Source organism: Caenibius tardaugens NBRC 16725 (assembly GCF_003860345.1).
In the GTDB taxonomy this organism is placed as follows: domain Bacteria; phylum Pseudomonadota; class Alphaproteobacteria; order Sphingomonadales; family Sphingomonadaceae; genus Caenibius; species Caenibius tardaugens.
Genome location: NZ_CP034179.1, coordinates 3,070,236 through 3,085,029, shown reverse-complemented (window position 1 = coordinate 3,085,029; position 14,794 = coordinate 3,070,236). Strand labels below are relative to the sequence as shown.

At 61.9% G+C, this 14,794-nt stretch carries 14 protein-coding genes; 4 read left to right on the top strand and 10 right to left on the bottom strand.

The genetic code is table 11. The annotated features are described in order from the left end of the window. Positions 1-157 precede the first annotated feature (157 nt). Positions 158-955, top strand: coding sequence for an SDR family NAD(P)-dependent oxidoreductase (locus EGO55_RS14475; protein ID WP_021688667.1), 798 nt, complete (start codon positions 158-160; stop codon positions 953-955). Between the two features lie 112 nt (positions 956-1,067). On the opposite strand, the gene EGO55_RS14470 is transcribed toward EGO55_RS14475, so the two are convergent. Next, a complete protein-coding gene (locus EGO55_RS14470; protein ID WP_084619827.1) occupies positions 1,068-2,270 on the bottom strand; it encodes an MFS transporter in 1,203 nt (400 codons plus the stop codon). A gap of 111 nt (positions 2,271-2,381) precedes the next feature. Continuing rightward, on the bottom strand, positions 2,382-3,902 hold the full coding sequence (locus EGO55_RS14465) for an acyl-CoA carboxylase subunit beta (RefSeq protein ID WP_021688669.1): 1,521 nt from the start codon (positions 3,900-3,902) through the stop codon (positions 2,382-2,384). 209 nt (positions 3,903-4,111) lie between these two features. Here EGO55_RS14465 and trhO point away from each other — a divergent pair, with 209 nt between their 5' ends. Both trhO and EGO55_RS14455 read left to right on the top strand, forming a co-directional pair. After that, positions 4,112-5,074, top strand: coding sequence for an oxygen-dependent tRNA uridine(34) hydroxylase TrhO (trhO, locus tag EGO55_RS14460; protein WP_040714874.1), 963 nt, complete (start codon positions 4,112-4,114; stop codon positions 5,072-5,074). Continuing rightward, positions 5,055-5,705: a glutathione S-transferase gene (locus EGO55_RS14455; protein ID WP_021688671.1), complete on the top strand. Its 651-nt coding sequence runs from the start codon at positions 5,055-5,057 to the stop codon at positions 5,703-5,705. Before trhO ends, EGO55_RS14455 begins: the two co-directional genes overlap by 20 nt. Here the strand turns inward: EGO55_RS14455 and EGO55_RS14450 are convergent. From EGO55_RS14450 to EGO55_RS14420, 7 genes are all read right to left on the bottom strand, one after another. Further along, positions 5,702-6,304 carry a TetR/AcrR family transcriptional regulator gene (locus EGO55_RS14450; protein ID WP_021688672.1) on the bottom strand — a complete coding sequence of 201 codons (603 nt, stop codon included), beginning with the start codon at positions 6,302-6,304 and terminating at the stop codon, positions 5,702-5,704. The genes EGO55_RS14455 and EGO55_RS14450 overlap by 4 nt on opposite strands. After that, complete coding sequence (locus EGO55_RS14445; protein ID WP_021688673.1) at positions 6,294-7,448, bottom strand: sterol desaturase family protein; 1,155 nt, start codon at positions 7,446-7,448, stop codon at positions 6,294-6,296. Before EGO55_RS14445 ends, EGO55_RS14450 begins: the two co-directional genes overlap by 11 nt. Before the next feature lie 95 nt (positions 7,449-7,543). Continuing rightward, positions 7,544-8,071 (bottom strand): aromatic-ring-hydroxylating dioxygenase subunit beta, encoded by a 528-nt coding sequence (locus EGO55_RS14440; protein ID WP_021688674.1) that lies wholly within the window; start codon positions 8,069-8,071, stop codon positions 7,544-7,546. Then, on the bottom strand, positions 8,068-9,363 hold the full coding sequence (locus tag EGO55_RS14435; RefSeq protein ID WP_021688675.1) for an aromatic ring-hydroxylating oxygenase subunit alpha: 1,296 nt from the start codon (positions 9,361-9,363) through the stop codon (positions 8,068-8,070). Before EGO55_RS14435 ends, EGO55_RS14440 begins: the two co-directional genes overlap by 4 nt. Next, entirely contained in the window at positions 9,360-10,502 is a 1,143-nt protein-coding gene (locus tag EGO55_RS14430) for a phosphotransferase family protein (RefSeq protein ID WP_084619829.1), read from the bottom strand. Before EGO55_RS14430 ends, EGO55_RS14435 begins: the two co-directional genes overlap by 4 nt. Next, entirely contained in the window at positions 10,483-11,649 is a 1,167-nt protein-coding gene (locus tag EGO55_RS14425) for an Rv3169 family protein (RefSeq protein WP_021688677.1), read from the bottom strand. The genes EGO55_RS14430 and EGO55_RS14425 overlap by 20 nt, the downstream gene beginning before the upstream one ends. Further along, the gene (locus EGO55_RS14420; protein ID WP_021688678.1) at positions 11,646-12,554 is read right to left on the bottom strand and encodes an SDR family NAD(P)-dependent oxidoreductase; all 909 of its coding nucleotides are present in this window, start codon (positions 12,552-12,554) and stop codon (positions 11,646-11,648) included. Before EGO55_RS14420 ends, EGO55_RS14425 begins: the two co-directional genes overlap by 4 nt. A gap of 199 nt (positions 12,555-12,753) precedes the next feature. Here EGO55_RS14420 and EGO55_RS14415 point away from each other — a divergent pair, with 199 nt between their 5' ends. Further along, positions 12,754-13,383 (top strand): TetR/AcrR family transcriptional regulator, encoded by a 630-nt coding sequence (locus EGO55_RS14415; RefSeq protein ID WP_021688679.1) that lies wholly within the window; start codon positions 12,754-12,756, stop codon positions 13,381-13,383. A gap of 16 nt (positions 13,384-13,399) precedes the next feature. Here the strand turns inward: EGO55_RS14415 and EGO55_RS14410 are convergent, their stop codons facing one another. Beyond that, a complete protein-coding gene (locus EGO55_RS14410; protein ID WP_021688680.1) occupies positions 13,400-14,755 on the bottom strand; it encodes a cytochrome P450 in 1,356 nt (451 codons plus the stop codon). Positions 14,756-14,794 lie beyond the last annotated feature (39 nt).

The window sequence follows — 14,794 nt, the reverse complement described above, 5'->3', positions numbered from 1 at the left end:
GGCCATCGCCCGCAACCGGTTTCGCATACGCAAAACATCATACCCAACCATGGAACTGACGAGTTGCGGCAGGATCGGACCGTCCGTAATAGTGTTTTCCTGAATTGCGGGACGGGTAGATTGCCTTCCCGCCAGAACAGGAATCAGGGAGATTGCGATGAGCCAGAGGTTTGCAGGAAAAGTTGCGGTTGTGACAGGCGGTGCACGCGGCATGGGGGAAGCAACCGCACGCCGGTTTGCCGCAGAAGGTGCGAAAGTCATCATCGGCGATGTCCTCGAAGCAGAAGGCAAAGCCGTCGCGGAATCGTCCAACGGCACTATCGAATTCGTAAAGCTCGACGTGACGAACGAGGATGACTGGGCCGCACTTGTGGCTGGCGCCGTGGCGAAACACGGGCGGATCGATGCGCTGGTCAACAATGCTGCCGTCACGCACTTTTCCCTGCTGGAAGACCTGCAGGCCGCCGATATCGACCGTGTTTTGAGCATCAATGTCAAAGGGACGCTGCTGGGACTCAAGCACGTGGGCAAGGTCATGCTTGATGCAGGGCGCGGCGCGATTGTGAACATTTCATCGGTCGATGGCTTCCGTGGGGCCAATACACTGGCGTTGTACAGCAGCACCAAATGGGCCGTGCGCGGGCTGACCAAGACCGCCGCACTCGAATTCGGACCGCGTGGTGTGCGCGTCAATTCGGTCCATCCCGGCGGTGTGGACACGGTCATGGGCAATCCGCAGGGTCATGCGGGCGATGATCGCAACTGGGCCTTCGGCCGCGTGCCTCTGCAACGGATTGCCGAACCGGAAGAAATTGCAGCGGCCAGCGTGTTCCTCTGTTCCGACGATGCCAGCTATTGCGCGGGTGCAGAACTGGCCGTCGATGGTGGCTGGGCGGCCGGTTACTACCACGCCTATCTCCCCGGCGCGCCCACCGCGATCGCCGAAGGCCAGTAAGCCCCATCGGCAATGATCGCCCGGCCACCACCACGTGGCCGGGCATTGGCGCCGGTGGCCGCGCGGTCATTTGAACAGTGGATCACCCGCGATCTGACGCGGCCAGATTCGCCTATCGGGGCTGGCGGCGTTCAATCCGCCCCACCAGATAAAAATTGACCGCCACGAGCCCGCATCCGGCCACGATGCAGGCGATCACAGCGGGATAGCCCCCGGTCGCGTCATGCAGCCAGCCCGCCAGCGGCGGCAGAAGAAATGTCAGCGGCACAGTGAACAGGCCAAACAGGCCCAGAGCCTTGCCCAGATGTGCCAGCCCGAACAGGCGCGTGGAAATCACTGTAACCGCGGGAAAGGTCCCTGCCCCGCACAGACCGATCAAAATCAGCGCCACCAGCGTGAGCATGAACCCCGGCACATAGGACAAGGTCAGCCAGCTCAACGCCAGCCCGACTGCGGCCAGAGCCAAGGCGCGACCGCCACCCATATGATCGCAGAGCCACCCGATGCTCAGCGTACCGCACATGCTGGCCACCCCCATGGCCGATGCCATCAGCGCAGCGCGCCCGGGCGATGTGCCCGTTTCGATCAACAACGATACGATGTTGGTCACCCCGGTGATCGAGATGGAATTGAGCAGCCCGCCGGATAATACCAGCAACCAGAAAATCGGACGGGATACGATCCCCGTGCGATCCGCCCTGTGCTGCGCCCCCGGGTTGCCCACGGCATCGCTTCGCGGTGCGCCGCGAATGCCAAGGATGACCCCCAACATCAGGAAATGGAGCACGGCAATACCGGCATAAAAGCCCGGCAGACGGACCTGCTCGATCACCGCGACGCCCAGCATCGGCATCATGCTCAGCAGCATGGGCATCGTCGCCAGGCCCACTGCCCGGCCGCGCCATTCGGGAAACCATCCCCCGGCCAGAAGCCCGACCGGCAGCGTGCCCGCCATGGCAACGCCGGGGCCGATAAGCAGTCCGAATGCGACAAAAAATGCGACAATGTTGGACGATGTCGCAAGCAAGGCGTACCCGCATCCGGCCAGCGTGGTCCCGATCATCATGGTCCGCCGGAACCCGAAACGTTCCACCGCCCGGGATATGAGTGGACCAAGCAACCCCATCGCCAGAATAACCAGCGAAAACCCCAGTGAGACCGCCCCACGGCCGGCGGAATAGCGTTCCTGCAGGCCGATCATGCTGATCCCGAATGTGCCATAGGAACAGCCGATCGCCACGTTCTGCGACAGGAACCCCCGTATCAGCATCGCCACCCGCCGGCTGGCGGGTTGATGCCTGTTTTCACTTCCCATCACGCGAACTCTTCACACTTTATCGGGCAGGCGAACCGTCCCTGTTCTATTCTGTCAGGGCCCTATGCCCCCGATCATGCCCGGTCCACCCTGCGCAAACCGCACCGCATCTCAGGGCAAGATACCCCTGTGTACCACCGGGCCGTCCGCGTCATGGGCACGCCCGGCTGTCAGGGCAAGGCCATTGAGCAGCGCATTGCGCAAATCGCGGGGATCAATGACATCGTCATACTTCATGCCATCCGCCAGATGATAGGCGCTGCCCGCCTGCTGCGCTTCCAGCCGGGCGCGTGTTTCCGCATCCAGCTTGGCGGTATCGGCCACGCCGCTGACCGGCATGGCCCCCAAAGTGATCGACGGAAAGGCATAGAGCGCGGTCTGCCTGTCGAACGGATTCATCGCCATGATCGAGGAACCGAAGCCAAAGGCCTTGCGCAGTGTCACGTGAATCTTGGGCGAGCGCAGGCGATGCTGTGCCATGAACATGCGCGCGGCATGGCGCAGGATGCCGCTCTTTTCCGCGGCCGTCCCGGCCATGACACCGGGGTTGTCCGTCAGGAAGACAGCCGGAATGCGGAAAGCACCCGCCACGTCCAGAAAATGCGCCGCCTTGTCTGCCGCCGCCGCATCGATCGCCCCCGCGCCCACGCTGGGATCGTTCGCGACCAGTGCCACACTGCGTCCGCCAAGGCGGGCCAGCCCGGTGACCAAAGAAGGGCCGTACTTCGGCTGGATTTCGAGAAATGCGCCTTCGTCGACGACCAGTTCGACAAGCTTGCGCATGCTGAAAGGAACACGCGGATCAGGGCTGACCAGATCGAGCAGGGCATCGATCCGTCGCGGTTCGCTGTCCGGCCCCGGCTGAACCGGTGCAGCCCCCCAGGCATTGGTCGGAAAATAGGAAAGATACTTGCGGGCAAGCGCGATGGCAGAGGCATCATCGGCCACCAGATTATGCACCACGCCGGACTGTGTGACATGAATATCCGGGCCGCCCAGCGCCTCCTTGGTCACGACTTCGCCGATTGCAGCCTTCACCAGCGGCGGTCCTGCGGCAAAAATCGCGGCCTGATCGGTCATCGCCACAAAATCGCAAAGCGGTGCGGTCAAAGCGCCGTGCCCCGCCGATGCGCCCATGACGAGACAAACGAGCGGAACAAGGCCGGACAACGCCGCCAGCCCCTGCAGATCGTTGGGTGAACGGCCGTCGTGGCTGTTGGTTGGGCGATGTCCGGCCCCTTCCAGCATGAACACCAGCGGCAGGTGTTCCTGCGCTGCGATCTCGGTCAGGCGATAGCGTTTGTCGGCAGCGGCCATGCCGATGGAACCGCCCAGGACCGTGAAATCTTCGGCACCGGCAAGCACGGGGCGCCCATCGATATTACCGAAACCGGCAACGAAGGCATCCGCCGGGGCCGGTGCAGGCCCTTCTTCCGACAAGACCCCGGTAAATCCGCCGATCTCCACGAACAGTCCGTCATCGAACAGCGCCGCCAACCGCTGCCGCGCATTGAGCTTGCCACCGCTGGCAAATTTGCTCAACCGCTCCTCGCCGCCCATGGCGCGGCCGAAGTCCCGCCGTCGTTCCAGTTCGTTGAGTATCGCCGCCCATTTTTCCGCCGAACCGCTCACATTCCCTCCCCGATATGCTTTCACCGCTACGGGCTTGTAACAACGTGACAGTACAGCACTGATCTCGCACCGATTGGCAACCCCATTTGGGCAGAATTTCGCATTACCGGCAGTTGCGGGGTATGCTTCCGGCACAGGAAGGGGCAAAGGCGGCCCGTACCGAGTCCGTCGGGCTGCTGCCAGTAACGCATGAACATGGACCCAAGATCGTGAGCAAGAGCCACTCGCCGCTTTGTGTTGCGGCCCTTTACTGCTTCACCCCGTTCGAGGATTGCGCCGCCTTGCGCGCACCACTGGCCGCCTTGTGCGATGATCTGGGGATCAGGGGCACGCTGTTGCTGGCGCATGAAGGAATCAACGGCACAATCGCAGGCACCGATGCAGCGATCGACGAAGTGCTGGCGCATATCCGGACTTTACCCGGCTGCGGCGAACTGGACGTCAAATTCTCCACGGCGGAAACGATGCCGTTCCACCGGATGAAAGTACGCATCAAGCGCGAAATCGTGACGATGGGCGAAGCGGCGATCGATCCGCGTGCCAGTGTCGGCACCTATGTCGCGCCGGAAGACTGGAATGCGCTGATTTCCGATCCCGATACGATCGTGATCGATACCCGCAACGACTATGAAGTGACAGCGGGCACATTCATCGGGGCAATCGACCCGCAGACAAAAACCTTCCGCGAATTCCCGCAATGGTTCCGGGCAGAGCGCGAACGGCTGCTGGGTACGGGCACCCCGCCCAAGGTGGCCATGTTCTGCACCGGCGGAATCCGCTGCGAAAAATCGACCGCCTTTCTCAAGGCAGAGGGGATTGACGACGTCTATCACCTCAAGGGCGGCATTCTGAAATATCTCGAAACCGTTCCGGCCGAAGACAGCCTGTGGCAGGGTGAATGCTTCGTCTTCGATCAGCGCGTGGCCGTGGGCCATGGGCTGGCGCCGGGCACATACGAACTATGCCACGGATGCCGCCGTCCGGTCAGCGCGGAAGACCGCGCCTCGCCCCTGTTCGAAACCGGTGTCTGCTGCCCTGCATGCCATGAGGAACGGACGGACGAACAACGCATCCGGTATCGTGAACGGCAGAAACAGGAAACGCTCGCTCATGCGCGCGGGGAAGCGCACATAGGCGCGAAAGAGAAACACGATGGCGATGGCCCAGCCTGACGCAATCGGGCCAGTTCTCTACAGCTTCCGCCGATGTCCTTACGCCATGCGGGCGCGGCTCGCCGTGCTGGCAAGCGAAACCCTATGCCAGTTGCGCGAGGTCAAGCTGGCCGCGAAACCCGCAGAAATGCTCACAGCTTCACCCAAGGGCACCGTTCCCGTGCTGGTGCTGCCCGATGGCCAGGTTATCGACGAAAGCCTCGACATCATGCGCTGGTGCCTCAACCGCAATGATCCGGAAAACTGGCTCGCGCGTGATGACGCCGCGCTGATCGCAACCCATGACGGCGCGTTCAAGCATCATCTTGATCGCTATAAATATCCGGAAAGGCACGGTTCCGACCCTGTCGCGCATCGCACGGCGGGGCTGGCGATCCTACAAGGGCTGGATGACCGCCTGTCACAGAATGCCCAGTTGTGCGGCGAAACGCGTGGATTGGCCGACATGGCGATAATGCCGTTTGTCCGCCAATTCGCCCAGACCGATCGCGCCTGGTTCGATCAGCAGGCATTGCCCCACGTGCAGCGCTGGCTTCAGCAGCATCTCGATTCCGCGCTGTTCGCGCAGGCCATGATCCGGCTCAAGCCGTGGCAGGCAGGCGATCCGCCGATACTGTTCCCGACGCGCTAGGCTTCCTTGCGCTGATATGCGGCCAATGCATCCTGCACTCGGTCGAGCGCCGCAGCCAGCGGGTCCACGCCGCCCATCAACCGGAACGTGCCGGTCAGGGTGAAGAAGCAATGCCCGTGGACTGTCGCCAGCAAGGACCGGGCCAGCGCGGGGGCTTCTGCCTTGAAGGCATCGGGTAACGCGGCCGCGATTTCACGCACGACCACCTCGGTAATGCGGGTGACCTTTTCCTGATAGAAGACTGGCATCACCGCGCCTTCGGGCAACCGGAAATCATAGAGCGCGGCCCAGGCATGGCGATGCATCATCGCAAATTCGAAATAGGCGGCAATGGCATGGCGCAGGCGATCGTCCTGTGCCTGCGCCAGTCGTTCTTCGAGGAATTGCAGCCACAGATCGAGCGTCCGCCCGTTGATTGCCAGCATCAGTTGATCGTAGGAGCCGAACACATTGTAGATCGTACCGATCGAATAGCCCGCCTGCTTGGCCACTTCACGCGCCGAAAACCGCGCGAAGCCTACCTCGCTGATATGGCGGTGTCCTTCGCCAACGATCAGTTCATGCAATTCCTCCCGCGAATGATCGGATCTACGCCCCATCCTGACCCTGCTTGCGCACAAAGGGATACCGGAACTGCGCCCAGTAACCGTTAGGAACCCGTTCCGGTACGCCATAGCCGCTCGGCCAGACACTGTCGGGCAGATAGTAAGTGCCGAAAATCCGGTCGTAGATCGGGAAATGGATGGCGAAGTTCTTGTCTATGCCTTCGGGATCGATGGCGTGATGCCAGTGATGGAACCGCGGCAGGGCAAGCCACGCCCCCAGTCTGTTGAAATCCCCGCGCAGATTGGCATGCAGCAGCGACGACCAGACATAGACCAGCCCGATATAGGCCTGCATCACCGACGGCAGGAAACCGAGTGTCAGCAGCGGCAGCGAGGTGACGCCCCGCAACAGCACGATCTCGATGAAGTGCATCCGCGCGCCGGCCAGCCAGTCCATCGATTTGGCGCTGTGGTGCACGGCATGGAACCCCCACAGGAACGGGACCCGATGGAACAGCCGGTGGAACCAGTATTGCGCCAGATCGGTGACCAGCATGGCCAGCACGAATTGCACCAGCCACGGCAGGTTCGACACGAATTGGCGTGTGCCAGTCAGCCAATCGCCATGCGTGTTGATATAGCTCGACGGGGCCAACGTGAGGAAGGTGATCAACTGCACCATCATCGAACTGACGAGATAGTAGAACAGATCTTCGCGCCATTCCTGGCGGAACAGGCGCTGGCTGCCGATATGCGGGGCGAACCGTTCCAGCGGAGCAAACATCAACCCGGTGGCGACCATGTTGACCGCGAAGAAATCGAGGCCGAAGAAGATGCCCCAGTCGCGGGTTTCATCGGCCTGCACCGCCGCCCCGCCCAGGATAGTCGCCGCCAGCGCGATCACCAGGGCCGTGGCGCCGATCGCCTTGCGCGGGCGCAGGATCAGGCTGAGCAGCGCCAGCGCATAAGCCACCAGCAAAGTGCCGTGCACCACCACCCGGAAGCTCGAATCGTCGCGCAACAAGCCCAGTTCCGGCATACCCGCCCAATCCGGCCAGCGCAGCGCCACGACACTGCACAGCCCGAAAATCGCCAGTACCAGCGCGAAAAAGCCGGAAAACCAGCCGGTACCGAAACCCCGCGCTTCGATCGGCGCTTCGAGATCACGCGCCAGACTTTGAAAATAGGAACGCTTCACGATGCTTCCCCCCTTCGTTCCATGCACCGTGTATCACACAATTGAACGCCGTCTAATTATTTATTGAACACCGTGTAATTTCTCTGCCGCCGCGATCAGATGAACACGAAATTGGTCCAGCGGTAACTGTCGCTGCTCAGGATCACACGGCGGTGGCGGATCAGAAATCCGTCACCTGCCTGATCGAGCCTGTCCTGCCGGTGGCCGAAAATCACCTGTTCGCGCCCACCCTTGTAACGTTGGATCACGAATTTGGAGCGCACTGCGAATGCCCCCGCCTCGTCCCCCTGATCCGCCGCGATGTTGGTAATCAGCCGCTCGGTGAACCATGGCGGATTTTCGCTGATCGTGCGCCCCGACAGGATGCGTTCGATACTGGCCTCCAATGTCAGGCGGTTGTGCATGGTGATCGGCAGATCGGCCGCACCACCCAGTTCCTTGTCCACGGCCCAATCGTCTGCCAGACCGTCCTGCTGACGATGGATACGCGAAGGCACCTGATAGGTGCAGTCGTCCGCAAACAACGCCAACCAGTCACGATATTGCCGGTTGTCGAGCAATTCCGCCTCATCGAACAGAAAGCGGGCAATGCGGTGCGTTTCTTCCAGAGATGCCTGCCTCATGCGCCCGCCTCCAGCATGCGTTTGCGCCACTGCCGCAGGAATGCGCGCGAAACGCCTTCGGACATGGGATGATGGTGATAGCCCGGCAGATCCGGATCCTGATCGCGATTATCCGCGCCCAGCCCCGCAAACAGCGGCACCTTGCGCCCCTGCCGACTGCGCGTGCCATCCGTCACCAGCGTCCAGGCTTCGGCATCGTCAGCCTCCAGACAGCCGTCCGGCCCGAACACCGAAAGATAGGCCTGATGCATCACCGCCTTCACCACCGGCGGCATATCGCTGTAACCGAACACCCAGCACCAGTTCTCGATCCGTCCCGGCCCCTTGGGCAAGACCAGCCGCAAAGTGAAAATCCCCGGCGAAAACGACAGGTTGGGAAAGATCGTGCCCGTGGTGATTTTGAGCGATGTGCGGCGCGGGCCCAGCCTGGCGCGTGCTTCCGCCTGTATTCCCGTAAAATACGCACGCACTTCTGGCACTTCAAGAAAGCGCGGTTCGATCGGGAAGTAATAATCGTCCGGCAAACCTTCGGGCAGAAACAGCATATTGAAACCGTGCCCGCCATCGAATGCGATATTGCGCGCGCTCTGCGGGTTCATCATCCCGTTGATACTGTCGCGCAGCGCGGGATTGGCGGCGAAGACCGAAGCGTGCGCGGCAGGCGTATGATAGAAATCCCCGCCCATGCCATCGGGTCCGATCTTCCAGTTGGCATCGACTTCCCATTTCTGGATGCCGCCGATCATTTCCAGCTCCACGTCCCGGCGGCCGAGGAACATTTCCAGATAGAAGGCGAGATCGCCCAGTTCGTCGATCAACGGCGGGGCATTCTCGTCAAAGCTGGCGAAAATCAGCCCGTGGTAGACGTCCACACGCGGCACCTGCACCAGGCCAAAATCGCCCTTGGGCATATCGGGCGCGAGTTCCTGCGCCAGCGGAGCATTCAGCAGATCGCCATCCGCGCTGTAGGTCCATGCGTGAAAGGGGCATACAAAACGTTTGGCATTGCCGCGCTCTGTCCGGCACAGAACATGTCCGCGATGGCGGCACATGTTGAGCATCACATGGACATCGCCATCGTTGCCGCGCGTGACGATCACACGCTCTTCCCCCATGCGGGAAAGGAAGTAATCCCCCCGTTCCCTGATCTGGCTGACATGCCCGACGAATTGCCAGCATCGGCCGAAAATGGCGTCCATTTCCCGTTCGTAGACGGTTTCATCATGATAGATTTCGGGCAGATAACGGTCCCCGCTTTCCGAAACCAGTTCACCGATCTGTTTCATGGTCATGCCTGCTCTCCACCAGACAGGGGAAGGCCTTGCGCGCCCTGCGCGGCGGCCAGTTCCCGCGCGAGCGCGCGGGCGAAATAGTTGTTTTCGGGATCGGCATCAGCGCCAGCCGCCACGCCCATTTCCGCAAGAATGCGGTAAACGTTGTACATCGTGGCGGCGATCGTCATCAGGGCGAACACCCGGTAATAGCCCATGTCACGCACCGGACGCCCCAATTCGCGGCAGTAGAACGCCAGTTGTTCTTCGCGTGTGGGGTAATCATCCAGCCGCACGACACCCAACCGCTCGTGCACCATGTGATCGTTGACCAGCCAATAGGCGATGTCGGTTTCCGGCGGCAGGATCGCCGCGCCTTCCCAGTCCATCACCGCCGTCAGCGCGAAGTCATCGCCCCACAGCATGTTCTGCGGCCGGGCATCGCCCCAGACCAACGCCGCATCGGGTTCGTCCGGTGCATGGGCCTTCAGCCATGTCAGGGCAGATGCCATAACCGGAAAGGCCGTGCGTGCGAAAATCGGCGCGCAATAGTTATCCCACAAGGCCAGTTGCGCGGGCATGCGCGGCCCATCCGCCACCGCCCGATCCAGCCACTGCAGGTCCGCTGCCCGCCAATCGATCCGGTGAAGGCGCGCCAGCGCGGAAAGGCCCCGTTCGTTGAACCGCCGACGCTGGTCCGCGCTGGCTGCAACAATCCGCCCTTGTTCCGTGAAGCCGGGGAAATCCGGTGGCGCCCACCCCGCCACGAACGCCATCAGGAAGAACGGCGCCCCCAGCCACTGCCTGTCCGGTTCAAACGGCAGCAGGCGCGCCAGCGGCAGGCTTCCCTCCTGCAGCAGCGCGTGCATCACCCGGTACTGCAGTTCGACGCTGCTGGCGACGGCATCAGTCTGCAGAGGGTGGATCGGGTCGCCCGATGTGCCCTGACGCAGGACATAGCGCGCCACTTGCGCAATGCCGCCCTCCTGCCAGCGCACAGTGACGAAGCGCGTATCATTGGACATACCGTTTTTCGGCGCTCCGTCGAACACACATCGCACATCGGCGGCCTGCGGCCATTGCCGCATCAGCCACCGCGCCAGGGCATCCAGCATCGCCTGCTCAGCCCGCGCGCTATCCTCAGGCTGCGGTGTCGTCATCGCCGAGAAACCCGTGCTTGCGATAGGGGCCAATAAATGCAGTTTCGTGATAGCCCGTGCCCACGGACCCATCGTTCAAACGGAAATTTGCGAGATTTTCGACATAGAGCATATCGGCGCCATTCGCCTCCAACTCCGCCACGCTGCATTTGAGATAATCGAACCAGTCCGGCCCCATATATTTGCCGTGCCGCCATGGATCCTGAATGCCATGGCCGGTGCCATAGCCTGTGCCGATGGTGATATAGCAGCGCATCAGCGGCTCCACTTCCACCGTCAACGCCCCGCCGGGGGCATCGGCGAAATGCAGCGTCGCCCCCGATATGTTGCGCGTCCCGCTGATGAACCGGTGATCGTGTTGCACGGTGCCCAGTTGATCCAGCGGGCGCGCAGGGTCTTTCCAGATGCGCACCGCGCTCTCGATCGCGCGTTCGCCGGAATCCCGCTCGTTCAGGAGATAGAGGATCGCGAAATCGCCGAATTGCATGGTGGCATAATTCCACATGCCAACTTGCGGAAACTGGCTGCGCTGGCTGGGCTCGCCATTGATTCCGGCGGGTTCCGGTTCGCCCACCGGGCGCACGCCCCAGCTATGGTTGCGATAGGCGCTCCACGTTTCGGGATGCACTTCGATCCGGCGGTCGGGCAACTGGATATGCCCCGACCATGTACCAGCCTGATCGTAGCGTTGATAATCCATCAGGGTGCGGCCATGGCGGACGGAGATGTGGCGCGGTTCCACGAAGACGGGCACTGTCGCCTCGTACACCAGATCGGCCGTGATCCCCGATGCGTTTTCTTCCGCGACCAGCCTGAATTTCCTCAGCGGTTCGATAATCTCGATCCGCAGCGGCCCCGCCCCGATCTGCAGCCGATCGCCCAGAATATGCGATGCGCGCAGGACGTGGTGGTTATCCCCTTCGACCACGTTCAGGAACGCATCCTGCACCGCCAGATTGGGATACTGCCCGAAACCGGCGTTGAAATAGACCAGATCCCGATTGCCGTGTCCGGTCATGTGATAGCGTTCGTAGAAATTGCGATCGCTGGTGCTGACATGGCGCACCGGGGCCGCCGTCTGATGGATCTGGAATTCATCCGCCTCGCAGATGATGATCGAAGGGTCGGTGGACTTGAAGTAGCTCATGCGTGCCCCTGAAATTGAACGCGTGAAGAAAAAGCGATGTCAGGATGTGCCCAATCCGGCGGCAGGCGCCGTGGCAGGACATCCCGGCCATCCAGCGAATGCACCACGAGGTCGGTCTCGTTGGCGTAATGCATACTGAAAGCGAGTTGCCCGGTCCGCTCCGACGCTGGCAGATGGGCCATCGCCAGCGCGGTTGCCGCCAGATATTCGACATCTTCCGTCGGAAAATCATCGGGAATGATGTCCTTGCCGCCGGGCGTGCGGACGGCCGTGGACGGGGCGACCAGATTGACGGCGATGTTATCCGCCTGAAGCTCGGCCGCCAGCCCTTGCGTCAATCGCGCAAGCGCCGCCTTGCTGGCCGCGTAGACCGTATCGCCCAGCACCAGATTGTGCCCTGTCATCGGGCGCAGCGCCGCCACGGACCCCAGATTGATGATCCAGCCCCGCCCCCGCGCCTTCATCTGCGGGATCACCGCCTGAGACAGCAGGAAGGGTATCCGGAAATAATGGTCTATCGTCCGCTCCAACAGGGCTGCGGGCATGGTTTCCGAGGCGGCAAAACGCGTCAGCCCCGCATTGTTGACCAGAATATCGATCCCGCCAGCCTGCGAAACCGCGGCTTCCAGCAGACGCGCGCGATCATCCGGATTTTCCAGATCAGCCGCAATCGCAATCGCGGACCCGCCTGCCTGCCGGACAAGTTCGACGGTTTCGCGCAAGGTGCCATCGGCTACGTCCGCGCCCTCCACCGGCCGGTCGAGCGAACGGGCCGTGACGACCACCAACGCCCCTGCACTGGCGAAACGCTGCGCAATTGCGCGCCCGATGCCCCGGCTGGCACCGGTGACAAGCGCCACTTTCCCGGCCAGAGAAGGCCCCTGCGATGCATAGGATTCTTCCATCCCATTCTCTCCACCACGTCGCATCTGTCATGCGCTGCCCCTAGGCACCCCCGCGACGCGATCCTTGCGCACAATATCCCGAACCAGATACGGGTTGTCAAATTGTAATCCCATAATAAAGCCGGGGTGAAGCACGGCTTGGAACGTGACAATCCGCAAACAGGGCGGCTACAGCCGTGACCATGAAAGAGCGACAGGCATGAAAGGGCGGCGCCCCGGCGTCTTGACCGAGTTGCAACAGCAGCAGAAGCGCGAAAGCCGCGCGAGAATCGTCGCTGCGGCAAACGATCTCTATGCCCATCATTCCTATGCCGCGACATCGATCGAGGACATCACGCGCGCGGCGGGGATCAGCCGCGTCACCTTCTACAAGCATTTCAAAAGCAAGCTCGATGTCGCAGTGGGCATTCTCGATGGCTACACCACCTCGATGATCGATGACTACGGATCGCTGGCGGATCACGCTGATCCCGATGTGCAGCAAATCGGCGCATGGATTCGCCATATCCTCTCCCTCTGGCGCAACCAGCGGCAAGCCATGATCACCTTGTCCAGCCTGTTGCGGCAGGACCCCGAACTGGTCGCCCGCCGCGCACAAACCTATCGCAAGACCGTGGCGAAACTCGGCCAGGGCATTCCCGCGTTCGCCCTCGCCGCATCGGGCACCAGCGAAGAAGCGCAGATACGTGCGCACCTGCTGCTGATCGAACTCGAAGACCTGTGTTACGAACTGGTCATCAGCGGATGGCAGGTCGATGAAGACATCGCCATCAACGTGGTCGCCGGACACTTCCGGGAATTCATCGTGGCCATGCACCCACCGCAATAGGCAGAACAGTCCGCGATCAGCCGCCGGTCATGATATCCATCATCGACAGGCCGGAGCCACCGGGTGGCGCGTCAAAATCGATCAGGCTTTTGCTGGGCGGAATAATCGGATCACCCGTTACCCGCGCGCCGGGGGCGAATTGCGCCGGGATCGATATCCAGCCGTTGACCGTGGGCATCGACGGATAATGCTGCGCCGCCGCTGTCTCGACCGTGTAATCCGGCAGGCGCTTCAGCACCGTCGTGACCATGACCGAAAACATCATGCGCGCCAGCGCCATGCCGATGCAACGATGCATACCCATCCCAAACCCCAGATGGGCGTTGGGCGTGCGGTCGAAACGAACGGTATCCGGATCGGCAAACTGCCGCTCATCGCGATTGGCCGATCCATACAGCAGCATCAGCCGATCACCCGCCGCGATTGCCTGCCCACCCAGTTCGAAATCGCGCGTCGCTGTCTGCACCAGGCTTTGCAGCGGCGAAAAATACCGCATGAACTCTTCGCAGGCATCGGGCAGCATGGCGGGGTTATCGACCAGTTTCTGGCGCGCATCGGGGTTCTGACCGAGCCAGAGCAGGGCGTTGGAGGTCAGGGCCGTCGTAGTATCGACACCGCCTGTCGCCACTTGCAGCACGAGGGCGAAAATTTCCTTGTCACTCAGCCTGTCGCCCTGCCCAAGGCGGCTTTCACTGGTCGCCTTGGCATCAATCAGGCGGGATATCATGCCCGGGCGCGGGTTCTGTCGCTGTTCGGCAATGGCCCGCTGGATATAGCCAAAGAACCATTCGATCCCCTGCCGCGCCTGATCCGCCTGCGGGCTGCCGGGCAAGGCCCATGTCCCCTGATGCAGGGGAATGGTGAAGCGCTGCCATTCATCCAGCGGCAGGCCCAACATGTGCATGGTCACCAGCGAAGGCAGCGGCTGCGTGATATCTTTGACGAGATCGCAGTGCCCCTGTTCGATCACCCGGTCGACCAGTTCATCGCAGAACCGCTGCGCCATTTCGCGCAGCCGCGCAATTTCGGACGGAAAGAACATCGGCGCCAGCGCAGCCCGGAACCGCAACCATTCGGGCTTTTCCGCTTCGGTGGGCACAAGCCAGAAATGCAGCGGTGGGATCGCGACGCCACCATGCGGTTGACCGTCGGCATCGTAAGTCTTGTTGCTGGAGAATGCATCCGGTTCCCGCATCCGCACCATGACATCGTCATAGCGGCTGACCAGCCAGAACCCGCCATGATGCGGGGTCCAGGCGACGGGTGCCTCCGCACGCAAGTGGCGATAGACCGCGTCGGCATTGGCCACCAGCGCCGGATCGTAGTGATCGTAATCCACGATCGGGCGCCCGTCCGCCAGTTGCCTCTCCATCGCTCTTCTCCCGTTATCGGGGCCGGGAAGACATTGCCC